Source organism: Actinoplanes solisilvae (assembly GCF_003999975.1).
Taxonomy (GTDB): domain Bacteria; phylum Actinomycetota; class Actinomycetes; order Mycobacteriales; family Micromonosporaceae; genus Actinoplanes; species Actinoplanes solisilvae.
Genome location: NZ_RJAC01000023.1, coordinates 64,419 through 83,879, shown reverse-complemented (window position 1 = coordinate 83,879; position 19,461 = coordinate 64,419). Strand labels below are relative to the sequence as shown.

The 19,461-nt window shown below is 70.4% G+C and carries 17 protein-coding genes; 7 read left to right on the top strand and 10 right to left on the bottom strand.

The window, feature by feature from the left end; translation table 11 throughout:
• The first annotated feature begins 66 nt into the window (after window positions 1-66).
• Window positions 67-1,908 (top strand): adenylyl cyclase, encoded by a 1,842-nt coding sequence (locus EER30_RS37765; protein ID WP_127506068.1) that lies wholly within the window; start codon window positions 67-69, stop codon window positions 1,906-1,908.
• Between the two features lie 377 nt (window positions 1,909-2,285).
• Here EER30_RS37765 and EER30_RS37760 read toward each other — a convergent pair whose 3' ends face one another.
• The 3 genes from EER30_RS37760 to EER30_RS37750 form a co-directional block, all read right to left on the bottom strand.
• The gene (locus tag EER30_RS37760; RefSeq protein ID WP_127506066.1) at window positions 2,286-3,065 is read right to left on the bottom strand and encodes a serine hydrolase; all 780 of its coding nucleotides are present in this window, start codon (window positions 3,063-3,065) and stop codon (window positions 2,286-2,288) included.
• Between the two features lie 4 nt (window positions 3,066-3,069).
• Window positions 3,070-3,870 (bottom strand): DUF4241 domain-containing protein, encoded by an 801-nt coding sequence (locus tag EER30_RS37755; RefSeq protein ID WP_127506064.1) that lies wholly within the window; start codon window positions 3,868-3,870, stop codon window positions 3,070-3,072.
• 83 nt (window positions 3,871-3,953) lie between these two features.
• A complete protein-coding gene (locus EER30_RS37750) occupies window positions 3,954-4,568 on the bottom strand; it encodes a TetR/AcrR family transcriptional regulator (protein ID WP_127506062.1) in 615 nt (204 codons plus the stop codon).
• 133 nt (window positions 4,569-4,701) lie between these two features.
• On the opposite strand from EER30_RS37750, the gene EER30_RS37745 reads away from it, so the two are divergent.
• Window positions 4,702-5,550 (top strand): SDR family NAD(P)-dependent oxidoreductase, encoded by an 849-nt coding sequence (locus EER30_RS37745; RefSeq protein WP_127506060.1) that lies wholly within the window; start codon window positions 4,702-4,704, stop codon window positions 5,548-5,550.
• Window positions 5,551-5,566: 16 nt separating this feature from the next.
• Here the strand turns inward: EER30_RS37745 and EER30_RS37740 are convergent, their stop codons facing one another.
• Both EER30_RS37740 and EER30_RS37735 read right to left on the bottom strand, forming a co-directional pair.
• A complete protein-coding gene (locus EER30_RS37740; RefSeq protein WP_127506058.1) occupies window positions 5,567-6,262 on the bottom strand; it encodes a hypothetical protein in 696 nt (231 codons plus the stop codon).
• Between the two features lie 46 nt (window positions 6,263-6,308).
• Window positions 6,309-7,670, bottom strand: a complete 1,362-nt coding sequence (locus tag EER30_RS37735) for a DUF2252 domain-containing protein (RefSeq protein ID WP_205650589.1) — start codon at window positions 7,668-7,670, stop codon at window positions 6,309-6,311.
• Window positions 7,671-7,830: 160 nt separating this feature from the next.
• On the opposite strand from EER30_RS37735, the gene EER30_RS37730 reads away from it, so the two are divergent.
• Window positions 7,831-8,241 (top strand): MmcQ/YjbR family DNA-binding protein, encoded by a 411-nt coding sequence (locus tag EER30_RS37730; RefSeq protein ID WP_127506054.1) that lies wholly within the window; start codon window positions 7,831-7,833, stop codon window positions 8,239-8,241.
• 30 nt (window positions 8,242-8,271) lie between these two features.
• Window positions 8,272-8,970, top strand: a complete 699-nt coding sequence (locus EER30_RS37725) for a hypothetical protein (protein WP_127506052.1) — start codon at window positions 8,272-8,274, stop codon at window positions 8,968-8,970.
• 6 nt (window positions 8,971-8,976) lie between these two features.
• Here EER30_RS37725 and EER30_RS37720 read toward each other — a convergent pair whose 3' ends face one another.
• The 3 genes from EER30_RS37720 to EER30_RS37710 all read right to left on the bottom strand — a co-directional run bounded on the left by EER30_RS37720 (window position 8,977) and on the right by EER30_RS37710 (window position 12,581).
• The gene (locus EER30_RS37720; RefSeq protein WP_127506051.1) at window positions 8,977-10,236 is read right to left on the bottom strand and encodes a lamin tail domain-containing protein; all 1,260 of its coding nucleotides are present in this window, start codon (window positions 10,234-10,236) and stop codon (window positions 8,977-8,979) included.
• Between the two features lie 81 nt (window positions 10,237-10,317).
• Window positions 10,318-11,721, bottom strand: coding sequence for a class I SAM-dependent methyltransferase (locus EER30_RS47525; RefSeq protein ID WP_164842623.1), 1,404 nt, complete (start codon window positions 11,719-11,721; stop codon window positions 10,318-10,320).
• Window positions 11,718-12,581: a hypothetical protein gene (locus EER30_RS37710; RefSeq protein ID WP_127506124.1), complete on the bottom strand. Its 864-nt coding sequence runs from the start codon at window positions 12,579-12,581 to the stop codon at window positions 11,718-11,720. Before EER30_RS37710 ends, EER30_RS47525 begins: the two co-directional genes overlap by 4 nt.
• Window positions 12,582-12,817: 236 nt before the next feature.
• On the opposite strand from EER30_RS37710, the gene rho reads away from it, so the two are divergent.
• From rho to EER30_RS37695, 3 genes are all read left to right on the top strand, one after another.
• Entirely contained in the window at window positions 12,818-13,915 is a 1,098-nt protein-coding gene (gene rho / locus EER30_RS37705) for a transcription termination factor Rho (protein WP_127506049.1), read from the top strand.
• A gap of 120 nt (window positions 13,916-14,035) precedes the next feature.
• Window positions 14,036-16,195 carry an ATP-binding protein gene (locus EER30_RS37700; protein WP_349290910.1) on the top strand — a complete coding sequence of 720 codons (2,160 nt, stop codon included), beginning with the start codon at window positions 14,036-14,038 and terminating at the stop codon, window positions 16,193-16,195.
• A gap of 143 nt (window positions 16,196-16,338) precedes the next feature.
• On the top strand, window positions 16,339-17,316 hold the full coding sequence (locus tag EER30_RS37695) for an SLAC1 family transporter (RefSeq protein ID WP_164842622.1): 978 nt from the start codon (window positions 16,339-16,341) through the stop codon (window positions 17,314-17,316).
• Window positions 17,317-17,348: 32 nt separating this feature from the next.
• On the opposite strand, the gene EER30_RS37690 is transcribed toward EER30_RS37695, so the two are convergent.
• Both EER30_RS37690 and EER30_RS37685 read right to left on the bottom strand, forming a co-directional pair.
• Window positions 17,349-18,455, bottom strand: coding sequence for a glycosyltransferase (locus EER30_RS37690; protein WP_127506045.1), 1,107 nt, complete (start codon window positions 18,453-18,455; stop codon window positions 17,349-17,351).
• A complete protein-coding gene (locus EER30_RS37685; RefSeq protein ID WP_127506043.1) occupies window positions 18,448-19,377 on the bottom strand; it encodes a glycosyltransferase family 2 protein in 930 nt (309 codons plus the stop codon). The genes EER30_RS37690 and EER30_RS37685 overlap by 8 nt, the downstream gene beginning before the upstream one ends.
• Window positions 19,378-19,461: the final 84 nt, after the last annotated feature.

Below are 19,461 nucleotides of genomic sequence, written 5' to 3'. Positions count from 1 at the left end.
CGATGCGTCTATAGCTTTCTGTGGTCCCGTTTGTTGCCTCCCCGTTAACGGAAGGGACCTTTCCGCATGACGACAAACGCCGGTCGCCGGATCCTGGCCATAGGGATCGTCGCGATGACCGTCGGTGCGCTCACTGCCGCGCCCGCCTCCGCCGTCACCAAGCCTGTTGCCGCCCCCTTCGGCGCCAACGTCACCGTCTTCGACCCGGGCATGCCCGTCGCCGATATCCAGGCCAAGCTCGATGCCACGTACGCCCAGCAGGTCAACGCCGAGATGGGCACCAACCGGTACGCGTTCCTGTTCAAGCCGGGCACCTACGGCACCGACGCCCAGCCGCTGCAGATCAAGGTCGGCTACTACACCGAGGTGTCCGGGCTCGGCGCCTCGCCGTCCGACGTCGTGATCAACGGCAAGGTCGAGGTCTACAACCGCTGCCTCACCGAGGGCGGCACCGCCAACTGCCTCGCGCTGGTCAACTTCTGGCGTACGCTCTCGAACCTGTCGTTGAAGGTGAACTCGGCGGGGCAGGACGGCTGCCGGTCGAGCGCCAACTTCTGGGCCGTCTCGCAGGCCGTGTCGCTGCGGCGGCTGCAGGTCGACGGCAACTTCTCGCTGATGGACTACTGCACGGCCGGGCCGCAGTACGCGTCGGGCGGGTTCATCGCCGACTCGGAGTTCGGCAACGTGACCAACGGGTCGCAGCAGCAGTGGCTGACCCGTAACAGCAAGGTCGGGGTCTGGTCGAACGCGGTGTGGAACCAGGTCTTCGCCGGCGTCGTGGGTGCGCCCGACGACGCGACGTTCCCGAACCCGCCCTACACGACTCTGGCCGCGACGCCGCTGAGCCGTGAGAAGCCCTATCTCTTCGCCGACAGTTCGGGCAAATATTCCGTACGGGTGCCGTCTGCTGCCCGGAACACGAGCGGGGTGTCGTGGGGCGGCCCGGGGCGGACGATTCCGCTGTCGGACTTCTTCGTGGCCAAGCCGTCCGATCCCGTGTGGAAGATCAACGCGGCTCTGCTGCTCGGCAAGAACCTGCTGCTCACGCCCGGCGTCTACGACATCAACCAGTCGATCCACGTGCTGCGGCCGAACCAGGTCGTGCTCGGCATCGGGCACGCGACGCTGACCGCGGTCAACGGGGCCACGCCGCTCAAGGTCGCCTCCGTCCCCGGCGTGATCATCGCGGGGGTCACGATCGACGCGGGGCTCAAGGAGTCGAAGAACCTGCTGCAGGTCGGTGCCCACAAGGGAATCGGGATCAGTTCGGCGGCCAACCCGACCACGCTGTCGGACGTCTACTTCCGGGTCGGCGGGCCGCACATCGGCAAGGTCGACACGGCGCTCGAGGTGAACAGCGACAACGTGCTGATCGACCACACCTGGGTGTGGCGCGGCGACCACGGGGTCGAGGGCTTCACCGAGGGCGTCAACGGTGACACGCAGCGGTGGCGTACCAACATCGGACGCTACGGCGCGGTCATCAACGGCGACAACGTGACCGCGACGGGCCTGTTCGTCGAGCACTTCCAGAAGTACAACACCGTCTGGAACGGCGAGAAGGGCACGACGGTCCTCTACCAGAACGAGCTGCCGTACGACCCGCCGACGCAGGCCGACTGGATGAACGGCTCGGTCAAGGGGTGGGCGGGCTACAAGGTCGGCGACAAGGTGCGCAACCACACCCTGTACGGCGCCGGCGTCTACGTCTTCAACCAGAACAACCCGTCGATCGAGACGGAGAACGGCTTCGAGGTGCCCCAGCGCCCCGGGGTGAAGCTGCACCACATCATGACCGTGAACCTGAGCGCCGGCGTGATCAACCACGTGGTCAACGGCGTGGGCGAGGCCGCCGACACGACGAAGGTGGGCGCCCCGGTCTTCATCACCGACTACCCGGCCCCGTAGGGGAGTCGTCACCGGGCCGGAATTCCTTCGGGGGTTCCGGCCCGCGCGCGTTCTGCGGTCGCGCCGCGGCCGGCCCGCGCTTGAACCCTTCGGCCGTCGCGCCGCGGCCGGCCCGCGCTTGAACCCTTCGGCCGGCGCTGCCGCTGCGGCGGCGCCCGTTTCGCCCGCGCGCTGCGGCGGCGCCGGCGCCGGCCCGGGGCTTTTTCTGAGCTGAGCGCGAAAGGACGGATGCCTCCTGGCGGGGTAGGCACCCGTCCCGATTCGTATTGTCCCGCTCCGTGGGTGATGCGCCATTGTCCGAACAGCCCAGGAAATGGGATAGGATCCTAGGACGCCTTACGCGACGTGCGGGAACGCACCGATCAGACGCTGATCTGTCAGCGAGCGATGTGCTTGGCGAGAGCTACGCCGATCGTCCGCATTCCGCGCATGACCCGCCCGGTGCCGTCCGGCTCGGCGGGGTCGAATTCCGCGAGTACGGCGTAGGCCTGCCGCCCGATGTAGCCGACGTCGGCGCGGATCCCGTCGTCGGTGCCGGTCTTGTTGCGCAGCGATCGCGGATGCGCGAGCGGGTCCTCGTCGAAGCCCGAGGCGACCATCGACAGGTCCACGCTGGTGGCCAGCCAAGCATCCATCCGGTCGGACACGGCCACCGACAGCAACTGCCGCCGGGCGATCCGCGCCATCAGGCCCGCCAGCTCGCCGGCGTTTCCCGTCGACAGTGTGGGCGGGTCCTGCGGTTCGCGCCTGTTTCGCACGCGATCGTGCAGTGCCGTGTCGTGGAGTCCCAGCCCGGCCGCGAGCACCGCCACCGACGCCTGCCCAACCCGGTTGAGCAGCACGTTCGTGGCGTAGTTGTCGCTTACCGCGGCGATCAGCAGGGCCAGGTCCGAGATCGGCAGCGCGTCGACCGCCAGATGCTGCCAGAGCCCCGAATCGGCCACGGCCAGCCCCGGGTCCTTCGAGAGAACCTCGCCGGGGTCGAGCTCACCCTCCTCGATGCGGCGCGCGGTCTCGACCAGCAGCAGCAGCTTCCCGATGCTCGCCGTCCGCAGCTTGCGTCCCGGCTGGTGCTCCGCCAGCCCCGGCACCGCGATCGACCACCGAACCCCGGTCGTTCCGGCCACGACTTCGTCAACGATTCCCTGAAGTCCCATTTGATCATTGTGGCGACCGGCTGGTGGCCGGCGATCGTGGGACGGGGTGGCGCCACGGCGTCCCGGTCGTGGGTGAGGCGAGCATGAGCAGGTCGACGACCACGGAAGTGATCTCGCCCTTGGGGGAGCGGCCGATCCAGGTCGGATAGTTGCCGGCGCCCCACCCGGTGCGGAAGACGATCGCGGCGGGGTCGTCGCGGCTGATCGGGGAGTCGGCCTTCCGTACGGTGAGCGCCTCGGGGTCCCGTTCGATCAGGCGGTCCACGTCGTCGAGGGCGGAGCCGTCGTACAGGGCGATGGTGGCGGAGTCGACGCCGGTGCCGAAGAAATGGTTCGGCTCGAGGGTGGCGGGGTCTTCGCCGGGGCGGACGGCGAGATCCCAGCGGGCCGTCGGCTCGTCCCGCACGGTGAGTCGGGCCGCGGCGCAGCGCAGGTCGGTCCAGCGCAGAAGGGCGAGCTCCACCGCGTACGCCCCGGGCGGCAGCCGCACGCTGAACGGCCCGCTCGCCGGCTGCCACGACCGGCGCGGCAACCAATGCGGATCGACGGCGACGAGTCGTCCGGTGGGGAGCTTCAGGCGGCCGGCCTTGAACAATTCGGCCGTGGCTGTGTCGCCGTTTTCCAGCACGTGGGTGCTGCCGGGCGTGAACAGGGTGGCCGTCTGCTCGGGGAACAGTCCGGGCTCCTCCCCGGGGTCCGCGAACGCCACCGGTCGTTCACAGGCCGCGGTGGTGAACGCCAGCGCCGTCAGGGCCAGTGCCTCCCGCCGTCCGAGAGCCGAGGACGGCCGAACTGCCGATGTCATCGCCCGACTGAGCCGCCCGTGCGGCGGCGTGAGGGGTTGCCGTCGCGTGCCGGCCGGACTGCGCTGAGGCATATCGAACTCCGTCAAATTCTGTAGCGGGCCTGCATCGTAAGGGCGGCCTGCTCGACGGCGCGGGTGTTGGCGGCCTCGACGGGGTTCCAGTCGATCAACAGCATGCGTGGCCAGAAGACGTAGTCGGCGATCATGCCGAGGAACTGGGTGGCCGCCAGTTCGGGGTCCTGCATGCGTACGGTGCCGTTGGCCTCCTCGGCCTCGAGATAGTGCCGGACCGACTGGAAGAACGGCATCTTGCCCAGGGCGAACTGGGTCTTGCCGAGCTCGGGGAAGCGCGGCGCCTCGGCGATGACGATGCGGAACAGGTCGGCCATGCCGGGCCGGGTCAGCAGGGCGACGTAGCGCAGGCCGATCGTGCGCAGGCCGGCGAGCAGATCGCCGGGGGACAGGAACGTGGTCTTGCCGTCGGACTCCTTCCAGTACTCGGTGACGATCGCCTCGAAGAGGGCGGCCTTGGTCGGGAACTGCTTGAACAGGGTCGCCTTGGAGACGTCGGCGGCGGTGGCGATCTTCGCGAGCGACGCGCCGCCGTAGCCGGACTCGAGGAACAGCCGGGTCGCCGCCTCGATGATCGCCATCCGCTTCTGCTCGGCCATGCGCTGGTGATACGTCACGGGTCTCATTATGCCGAGCTGCGAGGTGAGTCACTTGACTCACCACCACTCGTCACCCTAACGTGGTGAGGTGAGTCGCTCGACTCACCACCTTGGCGTCGCGCGGCTTCGGCCGCGGGCCCGGCACATGACGGAGGCTTTCATGAACGACTTCACCGGCCAGACCGTGTTTATCAGCGGCGCGACCGGCGGCATGGGCGCCGCCCACGTCCGCGCCTACTACGAGCACGGCGCGAACGTCATCATCGCCGCCCGCGACGTCGACGCGGCCCACAAGCTCGCCGCCGACCTGCCCGGCGGCCTCGCCGCCGATCTGCCCGGCCGCGTCGCTGCCGATCTGCCCGGGCGCCTTGCCGCCGAGCTGCCCGGCCGCACGATGGTCGTACGCCTGGACGTGACCGGCGAGGCGAGCTGGCAGAACGCGGTCGCCGCCGCCGAGACCCGGTTCGGGCCGATCTCGATCCTGGTCAACAACGCCGGCGTGCAGAACCCGGCCGCCCCGATCGAGCACACCGATCGCGAGGTCTGGGACCGGGTGCTCGACGTGAACCTGACCGGCAGCTATCTCGGCATCAAGACGGTCGTCCCGTCCCTGCGCCGGGGCGGCGGCGGCTCGATCGTGAACGTCGCGTCCACGACGGCCCACGGCGGCACCGCGTTCTTCGGCCCCTACGTGGCCAGCAAGTGGGCGATCCGCGGCCTGACCCGGACGGCCGCCCTCGAACTGGCCCGAGACGACATCCGCGTCAACTCGATCCACCCCGGCGTCGTCGCCACCCCGCTGATCACCGAACCCAACGCTCCCGGCGAGCCGCCGATCAGCGATTTCTACGACCCCGGCCCGTACGCGATCCCGCGCCTGGCCGACCCCGAGGAGCTGAGCCGCCTGCTGCTGTTCATCACGTCCCCGGCGGCCGCGTTCGCAACCGGTTCCGAGTTCGTCCTCGACGGCGGCCTGCTGCTGGGACCCGTACCCTCTCCCGCTCTTTGACCGACGAGCGGCCCGGTCAGGGGGCCAGCAGCTCAGCGACCAGGTGCCGCTGATCCGGGGGAAGCGCGACGGGGCTGTCGGGGTTGCGGGGCGCGAGGTTCAGGTCGGGCGCGCCGGCCACCCACGGCACGTGCCCCCAGAAGTCGACCTCGTCGGAGACCGCCCGCGCCGCCAGTTCCTCGACGTCCTTCACGGCGCCCAGCTCGCGCATCGCGTCGGCGAGCACGGCGGCCGCGTCCGGGGTGCCGGCGGAATCGTCGCCGAACGCGGGCGCCAGCAGCAGCAACGTCTGCGCCCGCCGCTTCCGGTCGGCTTGCCGTGCGGCCACGGCGACCAGCTCGGCCCACGACAGCCCCGGCCCGGTCTGGTGCCCTTCCAGGCTGGCGATCCCGATGGCGTCACGGCCGCCGGCGGGCAGCACCAGATAGTCGGCTCCCGCGTCGTCGGCGAAGTTGCGGAACACCACGGCGAGCTCGGCGCCGTCGCGCAGCGCGACCCGGAACACCGGCCACTCGGGCGTGGCGTAGAGCTCGTCCAGCCGTTGCGGCAGGACGTCCTCGTCGACGCCCCACACGCGGGGGAGCAGCCCCGGGTCGTCGCCGATGAAGTGTTCCTGCCAGTGCGCCGCCCAGAAACCGGGTCGCTCGGCCAGGGGCCAGCCGTCCACGGTCGGTGCGGCGAGGTCCGCCTCGTCCGGATATCCGGGAATCATCGGAGCAAGCTACCCGACGATCTGCGGCGGCGGGGGAGGGTCAGGTTCAGATTCCCGTACGGGCTTCGAGCCGGCCGGCGGCGATGGCGGAGGCGAACGCCGCGTGGTCGTGTTCGGTCTGGTCGGCGTACGCCTGGGCGAAGGCCCCGAAAGCGCGGTCGTAGCGATCGTCGTCGCCCAGGTAGGCGGCGATGGCGATGCGGTCGCCGCTGCGCGCGTGGGCCCGGGCGAGCGTCCAGGCGCAGAGGCGGCCGTACTGCAGCAGCGTCTCGAAGTCCATCGTGTCGACGACGGCCGAGCCTTTCCAGTCGCGCAGCTGGCGCACGTAGAAGTCGCGTTCGCGGCCGTCGACACCGGTCACGCGCTGCCAGCCGAGGAAGATGTCGCTGGCCGCCTGCATGAGCCGCTGCCCGCGTACGACCCGCCGCCCGTGGTTGTCGCCGGCCGAGTTCGGTGCGAGGACCGAGGGGCCGGCCTCCTTGACCTGCAGCAGAAGCGGGTCGGTGTGGTCGCGCCCGGTCAGCAGGACGATCCAGCAGCGCGTGCCGACGCTGCCGACACCGACGACCTTGCGGGCCAGGTCGACGAACCGGAACGCGTCGATCAGCCGCCGTTTGTCGTCGGGCAGCGTGTCGCGGTAGCCGCCGAGCACCTTGCGGATCTGCGCCTCGACCTGCGCGGACTGCCCCTCCGACACCAGGTCGCCCACGGGCACGAGCAGCGGCGGGTCGGCCACGATGCGCGGGTTGCCGTCGATCACCGCGGTGAGTTTCCGGTACGCCTGCAGGCTGTCCCGCCCGCGTGCCTTCGTACCCGCCGCGGTGAGTTTCTTGCGGGACGCCTTGCCGAGCCGGGCGGCCAGATCGTCGACGTCGGCGCGGGCGTACCAGACCTCGAGCTCGCCCCGGCCGGCGAACCCGGCCATCGCCTCGCGGTAGGCCCGCGCGGCGGCGAGAACGATCTCCGCGCGCTGGCGGCGTTTGAACCCGTTCGACCGGCCGGCGAGGGTCAGGCTGGCCAGAAGCCGTTTGAGGTCCCACTCCCACGGCCCGCCGCTGGTCTCGTCGAAGTCGTTGACGTCGAAGATCAGCCGCCGTTCGGGCGAGGCGAACATGCCGAAGTTGCTCAGATGGGCGTCCCCGCACAGCTGCGCTTTCAGCCCCGACGACGGCGCCGCCGCGAGGTCGGCCGCCATGACGTTGGCGCTGCCGCGATAGAACGCGAACGGTGAGGCGACCATGCGCCCGTGCCGGATCGGCAGCAGCTCGGGCAGCCGGTCCTGTTCCTGCGCGATGATCAGGTCGACCGGGTCGGCCCTTCCCGCGGCCGGTGCGAAGTCGGTGTGCGCGGCGGGCGGCACGCGTTTGCGGGCGGCGCGTCCCGCCTGAGCCCGCTCGGCCGGCGTCATCCACCGAGGGTAAACCCGACCCGGCTGAGCTGCGGTGACGCCGCTCACCCGAGGTTTGTCCGGTATGGGGTTCGGGCCCTTCGCCGGTGCGGCCCCGGCGGCCGGTTTCTACCAGCTCGCCTTCGCCTGAGACAGACCGGCGATCCGTTATCGTCGGCCCGTGTCCAGCCCGGGAGATGTGCCCTCCGAGATCCTTGACCGGCTGCGCCCGCTGTGCCGCCGACTGCCCGAGGCGTACGAGGAACCGGCCTGGATCGGCCTTCGCTGGCGCATCCGCACCCGGACGTTCGCCCACGTCTACATGCCCGACACGCAGCGCTATCCGTTCTACGCGCGGCAGCCGGGCGCGGGCGAGGCGCCGACCGTGATGACGTTCCGCGCCCCCGCCGACGACCTGCTCGGCCTGGTCTCCGGCGGCTTCCCGTTCTTCCAGGCCGAGTGGGGCCACAACGTGGTCTGCGTCCTCCTCGGCGACCATACCGACTGGACCGAGATCGCCGAACTAATCACCGACAGCTACCGCGAAATGGCCCCGAAGTTCCTCGCCGCCCGGGTCGCCGAGCGTTCGTAACAACCCGCGCCGCGCCGGACAGGTAGGGGTGTGAGAAAAGTTCAGAGCGAAGCCCGCTTCCGGGCGCCGCAACCGCGGTCGCGGCCCCCGCGCAAGAAATGGATCCTCGCTCCCGTCGCCGCGCTTGCCGTCGCTGCCGCCCTCGTCGCTGTTCCGTGGGGCAAGGACGACGGGCGGGCGTACGCCACCTGGACGCCGATTCCCGTGGCCCTGACCCCGGCCGAGATCGACCTCGTCGGATCGGCCTGCCGTAAGGACATGCGCCGCTACGACCTTCTCGACCTTGACCGTGCCCACCTGGTGCTGGCCGAACGCCGCGGCGAGTACGTGGCGATGCTCTATCGCACCGAGGGCCCCGACATGGTCGCCACCTGCCTGGCCCACAACCTGCCCGGCACCGACGACGTCGAAGACCTGAACACGGGTGCCGCCAGCGGATCCGACTCCCCGCGAACCACCCCCGCCGGCCGTTTCGAGGACGGCGCCCTGACCGACGACGGCGCAGTCTCGATCACCGAGGGCACTGTCGGCCCCGACGTCGCCGGCCTGACGGTCCACGCCGGCACGTTGACCGTCCAGGCCACCGTCAGCAACGGCCGCTGGGTCGCCTGGTGGCCCGGCCCAGCCGTCGAGTGGGTCGGCCAGGCCCAGACCAGAGACCTGATGACCTACGACTTGACCCTGCGCGACGGCAGCGTCATCCGGGACGCGAAACCGTGGCGGGGCTGACCGCGGTCACCGTCCGATGCAGATGGTTCTTCCGGGAGCGACCTGGTTCGCGCGGTAGTCGACCTTGTCGATCAGGTTGCCGGCCGCATCGAGGAGCACTATCTGGTCGCCTCGGTTGCCCAGCGACATCGTGGCCGCCGCGGTGACCTGCGTGACGCCGCCCGGCGGCAGCGCTCCGGACAGGTCGGTGCGGCCGCCGGCCGCGTCGAGCAGGCGCCAGCCGGTCAGGTCGACAGGGGTGGCGGTGGCGTTCAGCAGGGTCACCACCTCGCGGCCGGCGTCCGCGCCGACCGGGTCGGGCAGCACGGCGACGACGACCACGTCGCCGGCCGCCGCCGGAGTGCCGGTCGTCGGCGCGCCGGGCGTCGCCGGGTCGGGGTCGATGACGAGCGTCTCGGGCCAGACGGTCAGGCGGACCGTGCGGCCGGTCGCGTGGACGACGTCGTGCAGGTTGGCCGTCTCCAGGACGTCCAGCCGGAACAGCCGGTCGTCGCGGTGCACCGGGTCGGCGCGCAGCCACGCGTCGAAGCCGTCGAGGTCGGCGTTTCCGGCGGCCAGGTAGGGCACCAGCCGCCGGAACAGCTTCGGCCACATGACCAGCGTCCGCAGGGCGTCGAGGCCGGGGACGGTCGCCGCGCCGTCCGGGTCCGCTGTGGAGGCGGGCCACAGCCCGGCGGGCGGCTGGGCGGTGCGGGCCGCCGTCGACAGTTCGGCCAGACGCGTACGCAGGTCGGCCGGGAGGGTGGCGTAGAAGGCCGGGAACGCGAGTCCGGACGACAGCAGTTCGGCGTTCACCGACTGCTCGGCCAGCGCGGTGTCGACGAAGACCGACGACCCGTCCAGGGCGGCGTTGTCGCCGGGGTGCACGAAGGCGATCAGGCGTCCGTTGGCGTCGATGCCGTTGGACAGGACATGCCCGCGGATGCTGTCCTGATCGCACGACTCGACCTTGTTGGGCGCGTCCCGGAAATACGTCACGCCGGTGAAGCCGAGCCGCGCCAGCAGCCTGTCCCGGGCCGCGTTCGCGTTCTCGAGCTGCTGATGTGTCTCCTCGAAGTGGGTCTCCAGCGCGTCGACCGCTTCCAGCCGTACGGAGATGCCGCGCGGGTTGATGTCCGGCGGGCTCCCGGAGCGGCGCGGCAGCGTCTCGACCAGCGCCGGCGTGTCGGGCCGGAACTTGATGGTGTCCCCGTCGGGCTCCGGACCCTGCCGAGGCAGATCCGGGTAGCGAATGACGAACTCGCCCTTCAACAGCGTGTAGCTCATGGAGCCCTCCTAGCTCAGAGTCACGCTAGGACCAGGTGGGACAACCCTCCAGCCGTACGTCGGTGATCCGTCTTGGAAGCCTCAGTTGCCCCGGGTGCGGCGGACCACCGAACGCATCGCCCGTTTGCCCGCGCGCAGGCCGCCGACCAGGGACGTGGCGGCCTTGCCGGGGACCGTGGCGGAGAGCAGGGCGTTCATCTGGCGGACGCGTTTCAGCTCGGCCTCGCGGTAGCCGAGCATGTGCTCGTACCAGTCGTGTTTGGCTTTTGCCTGGGCCAGTTCCCGGGTCAGTCGGTCGCGTTCGGCCAGCAGGTCGCCTACCGCGTGGCTGGTGGGCCGGTCGGCCGGGGGGACGTCGCCCGGCTCCAGCTCGCGGCCGGTCATGCCGGCCAGGACGGCGGTGAGCTCGGCCTCGTCGGCGGGAATGGGCCACAGGTGGGCGTAGCCGCCGGCGATCGCGGCGGCGGCGAAGGCGCGAAGCGCCGTCAGGGCCTCGGCGGCCGGGGCCAGGGCGACCAGGTCGAGGGAGGGCTCGCTGACGACGACCCGGTCGGCCGGAACCCCGGCGGTGGGGCCGGTCTGCCAGGCGGTCAGCAGCTCTCGCATGGTGGGCAGGTCACGGCGCTGGGCGGTGGCCAGCAGCAGGCTCTGCAGCGTGCGCCCGCGCGGCAGGTCGGTCGCGGGCAGCAGCACGGGCTTCGAGTCGAGCACCGCATCGGGGGTGTCCGCGGCGTCGTGGCCGGCGATCACGATCCAGGCGGGGGCCAGCGCCGCGGTCAGGCCGTTGCGGACCGCGCCGGTGGCCAGGCGCACCGGGTCGACCAGGACGTCGCACGGCGGGCGCAGGGCGGAGGCCACGGCCGCCTCGACGACACCGGCCAGAGCGGGATCCGTACGGATCTCCGCGCCGAGCAGCACGGTCGGTGCTGTCAGGGACGGGTACGCGGCGTAGTCGCGGGCGATGTGCAGTCCGGCACCGGTGAGCCGGGCGAGCAGCGCTGCGTGACCGGCGGGGCGTTGCGGATCGTGGTCGTCGGGAACGACCCACTCGCTGTCGGCCGGGGACTTGGGCAGAGCGGTCAGGCGGTGCACGCCGAACAGGTTCTCCATGCCCAGCAGCAGGCGGCCGCCGGGGGCCAGCACGGCCAGCAGCAGGGACAGGGTCTCGTCCCAGGAGCGCGGGTCGGCTTCGGCGGACAGGAGCCGGTCGAGGCCGTCGAGAGCTACCACGGTGTCGTACGCGGGAAGGGTTGCCAGTTTTTCGAGGCTGCCGCACAGGACGGTGACGTCGGGGCGGGCCGCGGCCAGGGCCTGCGCGTCGGGGACGCCGCGCACCAGGACGGTGACGCCCGCGGGCAGCGACGACGGCTCGTGCGGGCCGGCGACGAGCGTACGCCCGGGGGTTCGCGACAGAAGCGACGGCAGAAGAACGGCGGGGGCGGTGTCGGACCAGAGCAGCATCTCCCCGCCGATCAGGGTGGTCATCGGGTCAGCACTCCGGTCAGCTCGAAATCGGGATCTTCACGCAGGGACGGCCACTGGAACAACCGGCGCAGCTCGGCCGGGGGCAGCAGACGATCGGCGCCCAGCTCGGCGACGGCGATCTCGCGGGCCAGCGTCACGTCGACCGACGGACCGTGCAGATCCGCCCATTCACGCACGATGCGCGCCTGACCGCCGAAAGCCGACTTCTCGCCCTCGAGCTGCATCGGGTCGCCGTACACGGCGGGCTCGCAACCGGCCAGCGTGCCGTACATGATCGCGCTGCACAGGCGGTTCGACGCGACCCGGGAATGTTTGCGCTGTTCAGCCAGTTGACGGTAGAGAAATCCGGGGTCGAGGTCCTTCCACCAGCCACCGCGGTAGCCGTGGCAGATCACCCGGAAGCCGGCCCTCTCGTAGAGAGCGCGCACGCGTTTGTCGCGAAACTCCTGCCAGTACAGGCACACCGTCACCGGACCCGGCTCGGTGTCACGGATCTCGGCGATCAGGCCGTCGTGGTCACCGACGATGTGCTGACCCTCCCAGCCGTGGAACGGGTACCAGATGGTCCCCTCACGCTTCGCCGGCTCGGCCGGTTCGGGCTCCAGGGCCAGCAGGTACGCCCAGGGCGCGCCGACGACGTACACCTCGCGCCGCCCCAGCGACCAGGCCCGCCGCCGCACCCGCTCGGACCAGACGAACTTGGCCACGCCGGGAACGTACTCGTGATCGGGGGCCATGCCGTCGCCGATGTTCCAGCCGTGCTGCAGGTAGCCGTGCAGGCGGGGCGGCTCGGCGTCGTCCAGGCCGCAGTAGCGCGCCAGCACGTGGCTGTGGCCGTAGTAGTGGTTCGCGTGGTGCACGCCGAATTCCATACCGCCCAGGCATCCCGCAAGCAAACGCGCAGTGTCGCCCAGATGTCATCTGGCGTGCCGGTGCTGTCGCGATCGGCCGCGGGGTGCTACCTTGACGGCAGATCGCACCCCGAGTGCAGGCACCAGTCCTGGTCGCCCCCGGGTCATTTCGATCGTCTTTCCCATCGACGCCGACTTCGGCGTTCTTCACTCGTGCCGGCATCGGCTCTCGAGGAGTACCCCCAATGACTGACAACACCGAAACCATCCGCGTCGACGCGCTGCTCGACATCGTCGACGACCGGGCCTGGCTACGCCTCGACGGCTACCTGCCCGGCCCGCGCGACATCCCCGTCGCCTGGCACGAACTGCGCCGGCTCGGCCTGCGGCGCGGCGACCGCGTCGTCGGCTCGGCCCGCGTCACCGGCCGTAAACCGGCCACCCTGCAGCTCGACCACCCGATGGGCCGGCGTCCCGACTTCTACGAGCTGACCGCCCTCTACCCGCAGGAACGCCTGCGCCTGGAGACCGAACCGGGCCTGCTCACCACCCGCGTCATCGACCTGGCCATGCCGATCGGCAAGGGCCAGCGGGCGCTGATCGTCGCGCCCCCGAAGGCGGGCAAGACCACGATCCTCAAGCAGATCGCCAACGCGATCGCGCACAACAACCCCGAGGTGCACCTGTTCGTGGTGCTGGTCGACGAGCGGCCCGAGGAGGTCACCGACTTCACCCGTACGGTCAAGGGCGAGGTCGTCGCGGCCACCTTCGACCGGCCGCCGAACGAGCACGCCGCCCTGGCCGAGCTGGCCATCGAACGGGCCAAGCGCCTGGTCGAGCAGGGCGACGACGTCGTCGTGCTCCTCGACTCGATCACCCGCCTGGGCCGCTCGTACAATCTGATGGCCCCGGGCCGTGGGCGTACGCTGACCGGCGGTCTCGACTCGACGGCGCTCTACCCGCCGAAGCGGTTCCTCGGCGCGGCCCGCAACATCGACGGCGGCGGCTCACTGACCATCATCGCGACCGCCCTGGTCGAGAACGGCTCCGCGATGGACAGTGTCATCTTCGAGGAGTTCAAGAGCACCGGCAACGCCGAACTGAAGCTGGACCGTTCCCTCGCCGAGGGCCGCGTCTTCCCGGCGATCGACCTGTCGCAGACCGGCACCCGCCACGACGAGACCCTGCTGTCCCCGGCCGAACTGGCGATCATCGCCCAGGTGCGGCGCGCGCTGGGCACCGGCGACCGCCAGGACGCGATGCGCAAACTGCTCGACCAGCTGCGCGGCACCACCTCGAACCGCGACTTCCTGCGCCGCGTGGCGCATTCGCTGGCCGCTTGAACCTTTCCGGCCCGGCGTGAGTCAACACTGTGCCGAGGACAAGATTCCTGTTTCACCGAGAAGTCACTACGGCGAGCGGTACGGTACCTCAGGGAGAGTTCTGGCGTCTCTGACGTGTCTATGGATGGTGGCCGCTTCGCCGGAGACGCGACCTGCTGGGCGGTCGTGGAGTGGCACATGATCGGGATCTCGGATTCCTCAAGGTCCGCGGCATACCGGGTCGACCTCGGCGCGATCATCGACTCCTCCGACGACGGCATCATCGCCGTCACCAGCGCCGGTCTGATCTCCCACTGCAACCGGGCGGCGGCGCTGCTGTACGGCTATCGCGGCCCTGATCTCATCGGCGTCGACGCGCAGGTGCTCGTACCGCCTGGACTGCGGGCAGCGGAATCATCCGTCCTGCGAAGCGTCGCCGCAGGGGAGAATCCCGGAAGTCACCACACGCACCGGCTGCGCCGCGACGGCACTGTGGTCCCCGTGGTGGTGACCTTCTCGCCGATCTTCGACCCTGCAGGCGCCGCCATGGGCGCTGTTGTTATCGCGCATCAGGTCGGCGAATCACAGACCGTCCCCGATGACGCCGACGCTCATCAGGTGGTGAACTTCAGCGGGCGATCTGCCGACGATTCCGGTCACCGCGACCAGGACGTGCAGGACCGGCGGTTTCAAACTCACATCGACGCGGAGTATGCCAGCGAGCGTACCGAAGTCTCCAAAGCCCAGGACCGGTTCGAGGTCACCATGGGCGACGAACGCGCGCAGGAGAGGCTCGAGGTCGAGCAGGCCCAGGACCAGTTCCAACTGCGGATGGGAGAGGAACGCGCTCAGGAGAGGATCCAGGTCGAGCACGCCCAGGACGAGTTCCAGCTCCGAATGGGAGAGGAGCGCGCCCGGGAGAAAGTGCAGGTGCAGCAAGCGCAGGATCGCTTCCAACTGCGGATGGGAGAGGAACGCGCCCAGGAGAGGATCCAGGTCGAGCACGCCCAGGACCAGTTCCAACTCCGAATGGGAGAGGAACGCGCCCAGGCTCGCGCCGACCGCGAGCGCCTGCAGGCTCAGCTCCACCAGGGCCAGCGCCTGGAGATCCTGGGTCAACTCGCCGGTGGAGTCGCCCATGACTTCAACAACCTGCTCGGCGTGATCCTGAACTACGCTGCGTTCGTCGCCGAGGAACTCGCCGCCGAACCAGAACAGCGTCTGCAGGCGGCCGGTCGTGACGTCGAGCAGATCCGGCGGGCCGCGGAAAGGGCCGCCGAGCTGACTCACCAGCTCCTCGCCTTCGCCCGCCGCGACGTCGTCCAACCGCGGGCGCTCGATCTCAACGAGATCGTCGTGGATGTGGAGAATCTGCTGCGACGTACGATCGGCGACGACATTGATCTGTCCACGGACCTGGCCCCGGAGCTGTGGCTCGTGCTCGCCGACGCCGGTCAGATCGAGCAGGTGCTGGTCAACCTCGCGGTCAACGCCCGGGATGCGATGGGCGACGGCGGGACGTTGAGCATCGACACCGCCAACGTCGTCATCGACGGGCACACCGACCCGCTGCTCGAGGCCGGCCGCTACGTGCAGCTGCGCGTCTGTGACACTGGCACCGGCATGCCGGCCGAGGTCATCGAGCACGCCTTCGAGCCTTTCTTCACCACCAAACGCGATGGTGGGGGCACCGGTCTGGGACTGTCGACCGTGTACGGCATCGTTGCCCGGGCCCAGGGGACCGTCACCATTCACTCACAACCCGGCGTCGGCACCACGTTCACCATCCTGATGCCCGTGACCGCTGAAGCCCCCGCGCCAGCCGATGAACCGTTGCCGTATGAACGCACCCCTGCCGGAGAGACGGTCCTCGTGGTCGAGGACCAGGAGGCGCTGCGGGAGGTCACTGAACGCATCTTCACGCGCAGCGGCTACCACGTCCTTACCGCGGCGAACGGCGCCGATGCCGTCGCCGTCGCCGCCCGGTTCGACGGCGACATCCACCTACTGCTCACCGACGTCGTCATGCCCAACATGCTCGGTAAGGAAGTGGCCGAGAGAATCCGGCAGACCAGAGCCGACATCGCGGTCCTATTCATGTCCGGGTACGCCCAGCCGGTCCTGGCCTCCCAGGGCCGACTCGACCCCGGCGTCCACCTCATCGAGAAGCCCTTCTCAGCGAAGGCGATCATCGAGAAGGCCGGACGCATCCTCAACGGTCAGTTCGAGGGATTCCGCACCATGAACCCCGACGAACCCGCCCCTTCCAGCGATGGCAGACCGGAAAATGGACGGGCGTGACGAGGTTCGAGGACCGCGACGCCGACGACGTCGAAGGCCGTACTCAAGTCTTCGGGCCGGGACCAGTTGTCTGACTCATGCGCCGGGGCGGGCCGGGCTGCCAGGATGGGGCTGCGATCCGCCAGCGACAGAGGAGCCCGGCAGTGCGTCGACGTCTGACCCCCAACCTGTTCGCCATCAGCTTCGGCCTGGCCGGCGTGACCCAGTGCTGGGCCGCGGCCGCCGCCCAGCACGCGGTGCCGTCCGCCGTGGCCGACGCGGGCTGGTTCGTGGTCGCCGCGGTGTGGCTGGTCACCGCCGTCCTCTACGGGCACAACCTCGTCGCCGGCGGCCGGTTGCGTACGGAGATGTCGGATCCGGTGTTCAGCCCGTTCCTGGCGATTCCGCCGATCGTCGGGATGCTTCTCGGGGTGGCGTTGGGCGCTCACGCCCGTACGGCGGGAATTGTGGTTTATGCGGTTTTCCTGGTGGCGACTCTCCTGCTCGGCGGGTGGCTGAGCGGCCAGTGGATCGCCATCGACCGTGCGCTCGCGGCCTGGCATCCCGGATATTTCCTGCCGACCGTGGCCGGTGGGCTGATCGCCGCGGTCGGTGCCGCTCAGCTCGGCTTCCCGTCGCTGGCCCGGTTCCTGTTCGGCTACGGCGTGGTCTGCTGGCTGGTGCTCGGCTCGATCCTGCTGCTGCGGCTGTTCGTCGAGCCGAGGCTGCCGGTGCCGCTGCGCCCGACGATGGCGATCGAGATGGCACCCCCGGCCGTCGCGGGCATCGCGTGGTTCGCGATCAACGGTGGCCGGGCCGACGCCCTGGCCTGGGGACTGGCCGGATATGCCCTGCTCATGGCGATGGTCCAGCTGCGGCTGGTGCCGGTGTATCGGACGGTGCCATTCGGCCTGGGCTACTGGGCGTTCTCGTTCTCGTACGCCGCGGCGTTCACCGTGCTCATCCGTTGGATGGCGGTGGCCGACGTGCCCGGTCAGCGCGCCTGGACCATTCTGCTGGTGAGTCTCGCGACGGCAGGCCTCGCTGTACTGCTCGTCGCGACCGTGCGGGGACTGGCCCGCAATACGTTCCTGCCCGCGCCGGCCCCGGCCCCGGCCACCGAACCGCAGCCCGTGCGATAGCCCGGATCCGCGGGCGGAATGACCGGGCCGGGCTACGCGCCGGCGACCGTTTCGTCGTAGAGGGACTCGAGGCCGTGGCTTTGCTTCACGACGTCGAAGTTGGCCTCTGCCCGGGCTCGGGCGGCCGCACCCATGGAAGTCCGCAGGTCGGGGTCGTCGAGGAGTTTGCGCAGGTTGGCGGCCAAGGCGTCGCGGTCGCCTTCAGGGCCCAGCAGGCCCGTCACGCCGTCGTCCACTGCTTCGGGGATGCCGCTGTGGACTGTGGAGACCACGGGCAGACCCATCGCCATCGCCTCGACGATGGTGGTGGGCAGGCCCTCGCTGTCGCCGTCGGCGGCGGTGCGGGAAGGAGCGGCCAGGACCCGGGACTCGCCGAGGATGCGATAGACCTCGTCGGCCGGCTGGGCGCCCAGGAAGGTCGCGTCCACGTTCAGGCTTCGGGCGTAGCCTCGCATCTCGGCCAGGTGGGGGCCGTCGCCGATGAAGACCGCTGACGCCGGGCGGCCCAGGGAGGCCAGGGCGGCTACCAGGTCGTCGGCGCCCTTCTTCTCGACGAAGCGGCCCACGAACGCCACGTCGTAACGCTTCGGCATGGCCGGGAGCGTCGCGGGCAGCGGTACGCCGGTGTAGTGGACGCGGACCTTGGCCGGGTCGGCGCCCCAGCTGATCGCGCGCTCGCGGATCACCGACGAGACGGCGATCAGCAGGTGGGCGCGGCGGAAGACCGTACGCAGGTTGCGGCGGTAGCGGACGCCCTTCGGGCCGGTGCTGGCGGGCTGGCGGGTGACGTCGTGGCCGTGCAGGGTCACCACGAGCGGGGCACCGGCGCGGGCGGCGGCGGCGCTGACGAGCCAGCCGTCGCCGCCGAAGTGGGCGTGCACGACGTCAGGGCGTACGCCAGCAATTGTCCTGTGCAGTTGTGGGGAGGAACCGGTCAGGCGCAGGCGCAGGAAGGCGCGGTGGTCGGCGGCCGACGGGAAGGCGATCAGGTCGGTGTCGCGGGCCAGGAGCGAGTCGGTCTTCGTCGCGCCGACGTAGATCGGCTGCCAGCGGGTCATCGCGTCGGCCTGGTTGCGGACGAAGGTCTCCGACGCGGGCAGCATGGCGCTGCGCCAGACGGCGACGCGGCGCTCAGGCATGGGCCTTGCGGCCGACGACCGCGTCCCGTACGCGGTGGCGGACGTCGGGCGGCAACGCCCAGATCTGAAGGAACGTCACGTAGTCGATCGTGCTCGGGTCGCCGTGGGTGCGGGCCTCGTCGAGCAGCTCACGGAAGACCTTGAGGCTGCGGGTCGGCGCGGCCATCGAGCTCAGCACACTCATCGTCACGGCAGCGTACGCCTTGGGGGTGAACAGGTCGCGGCTGGAGCGCAGCCATTCGAGCTGCTCCTCCCACGGGTTCTGCAGGCTGATCCGTTCCCGGTTCTCGTCCTGGTGCCAGAGCACGAGCGCCTCGGGGGAGTAGAGCAGCTCGACGTCCTCCTGCTGCAGCGCGCGCAGCGTCCAGTCGAGCTCCTGCTGGCGGCGCAGGCCGACGGTGAACGGCACTCGGCGCAGCAGCTCGGCCGGCGCCATGATCGTCGAGGTCTGGATGAAGCCGTCGCCGTAGAACAGGCCGCGCCGGACGGTCAGATATTCGCTCAGCGGCTCACCCGGCTCGGGCAGGCGCCGCGGCATCACCGTGTCCGAGCGGGGCGTACGGCTGATCATGCGCGTCGCCACGATCGGGCTCGCCTTGGTCGCCGTCGCGGCCAGCTCGAGCTGCACGGCGATCTTCGACGGCAGCCACTCGTCGTCGTCGTCGAGCAGCGCGACCCATTCGCCCCGGGCGTTGCGGGCGCCGACGTTGCGGGCGTTCGGGGCCTTGCCGCGCTCGGGCAGGCCGATCACCCGCAGCCGCTCGTCGCCGACCTGCGCGAGAGCCTCGTGGGTCGCGTCGTCGGGGCCGTCGACGACGACGATGACCTCGAGGTTCTCGTGCGTCTGGGCCAGGGCGCTGTGCACGGCCCGGGTGGCCAGCTCCGGGCGGTTGCACGTCGGAATGACGACGCTGACGTCCATGTCCTGCTCACTCCCGGGCGGCTGGTTCGCGGCTTTGCGGCTTCGGCTTTGCGCTTTGGCTTGCGGCTTCTCGGCCGCGCGGGC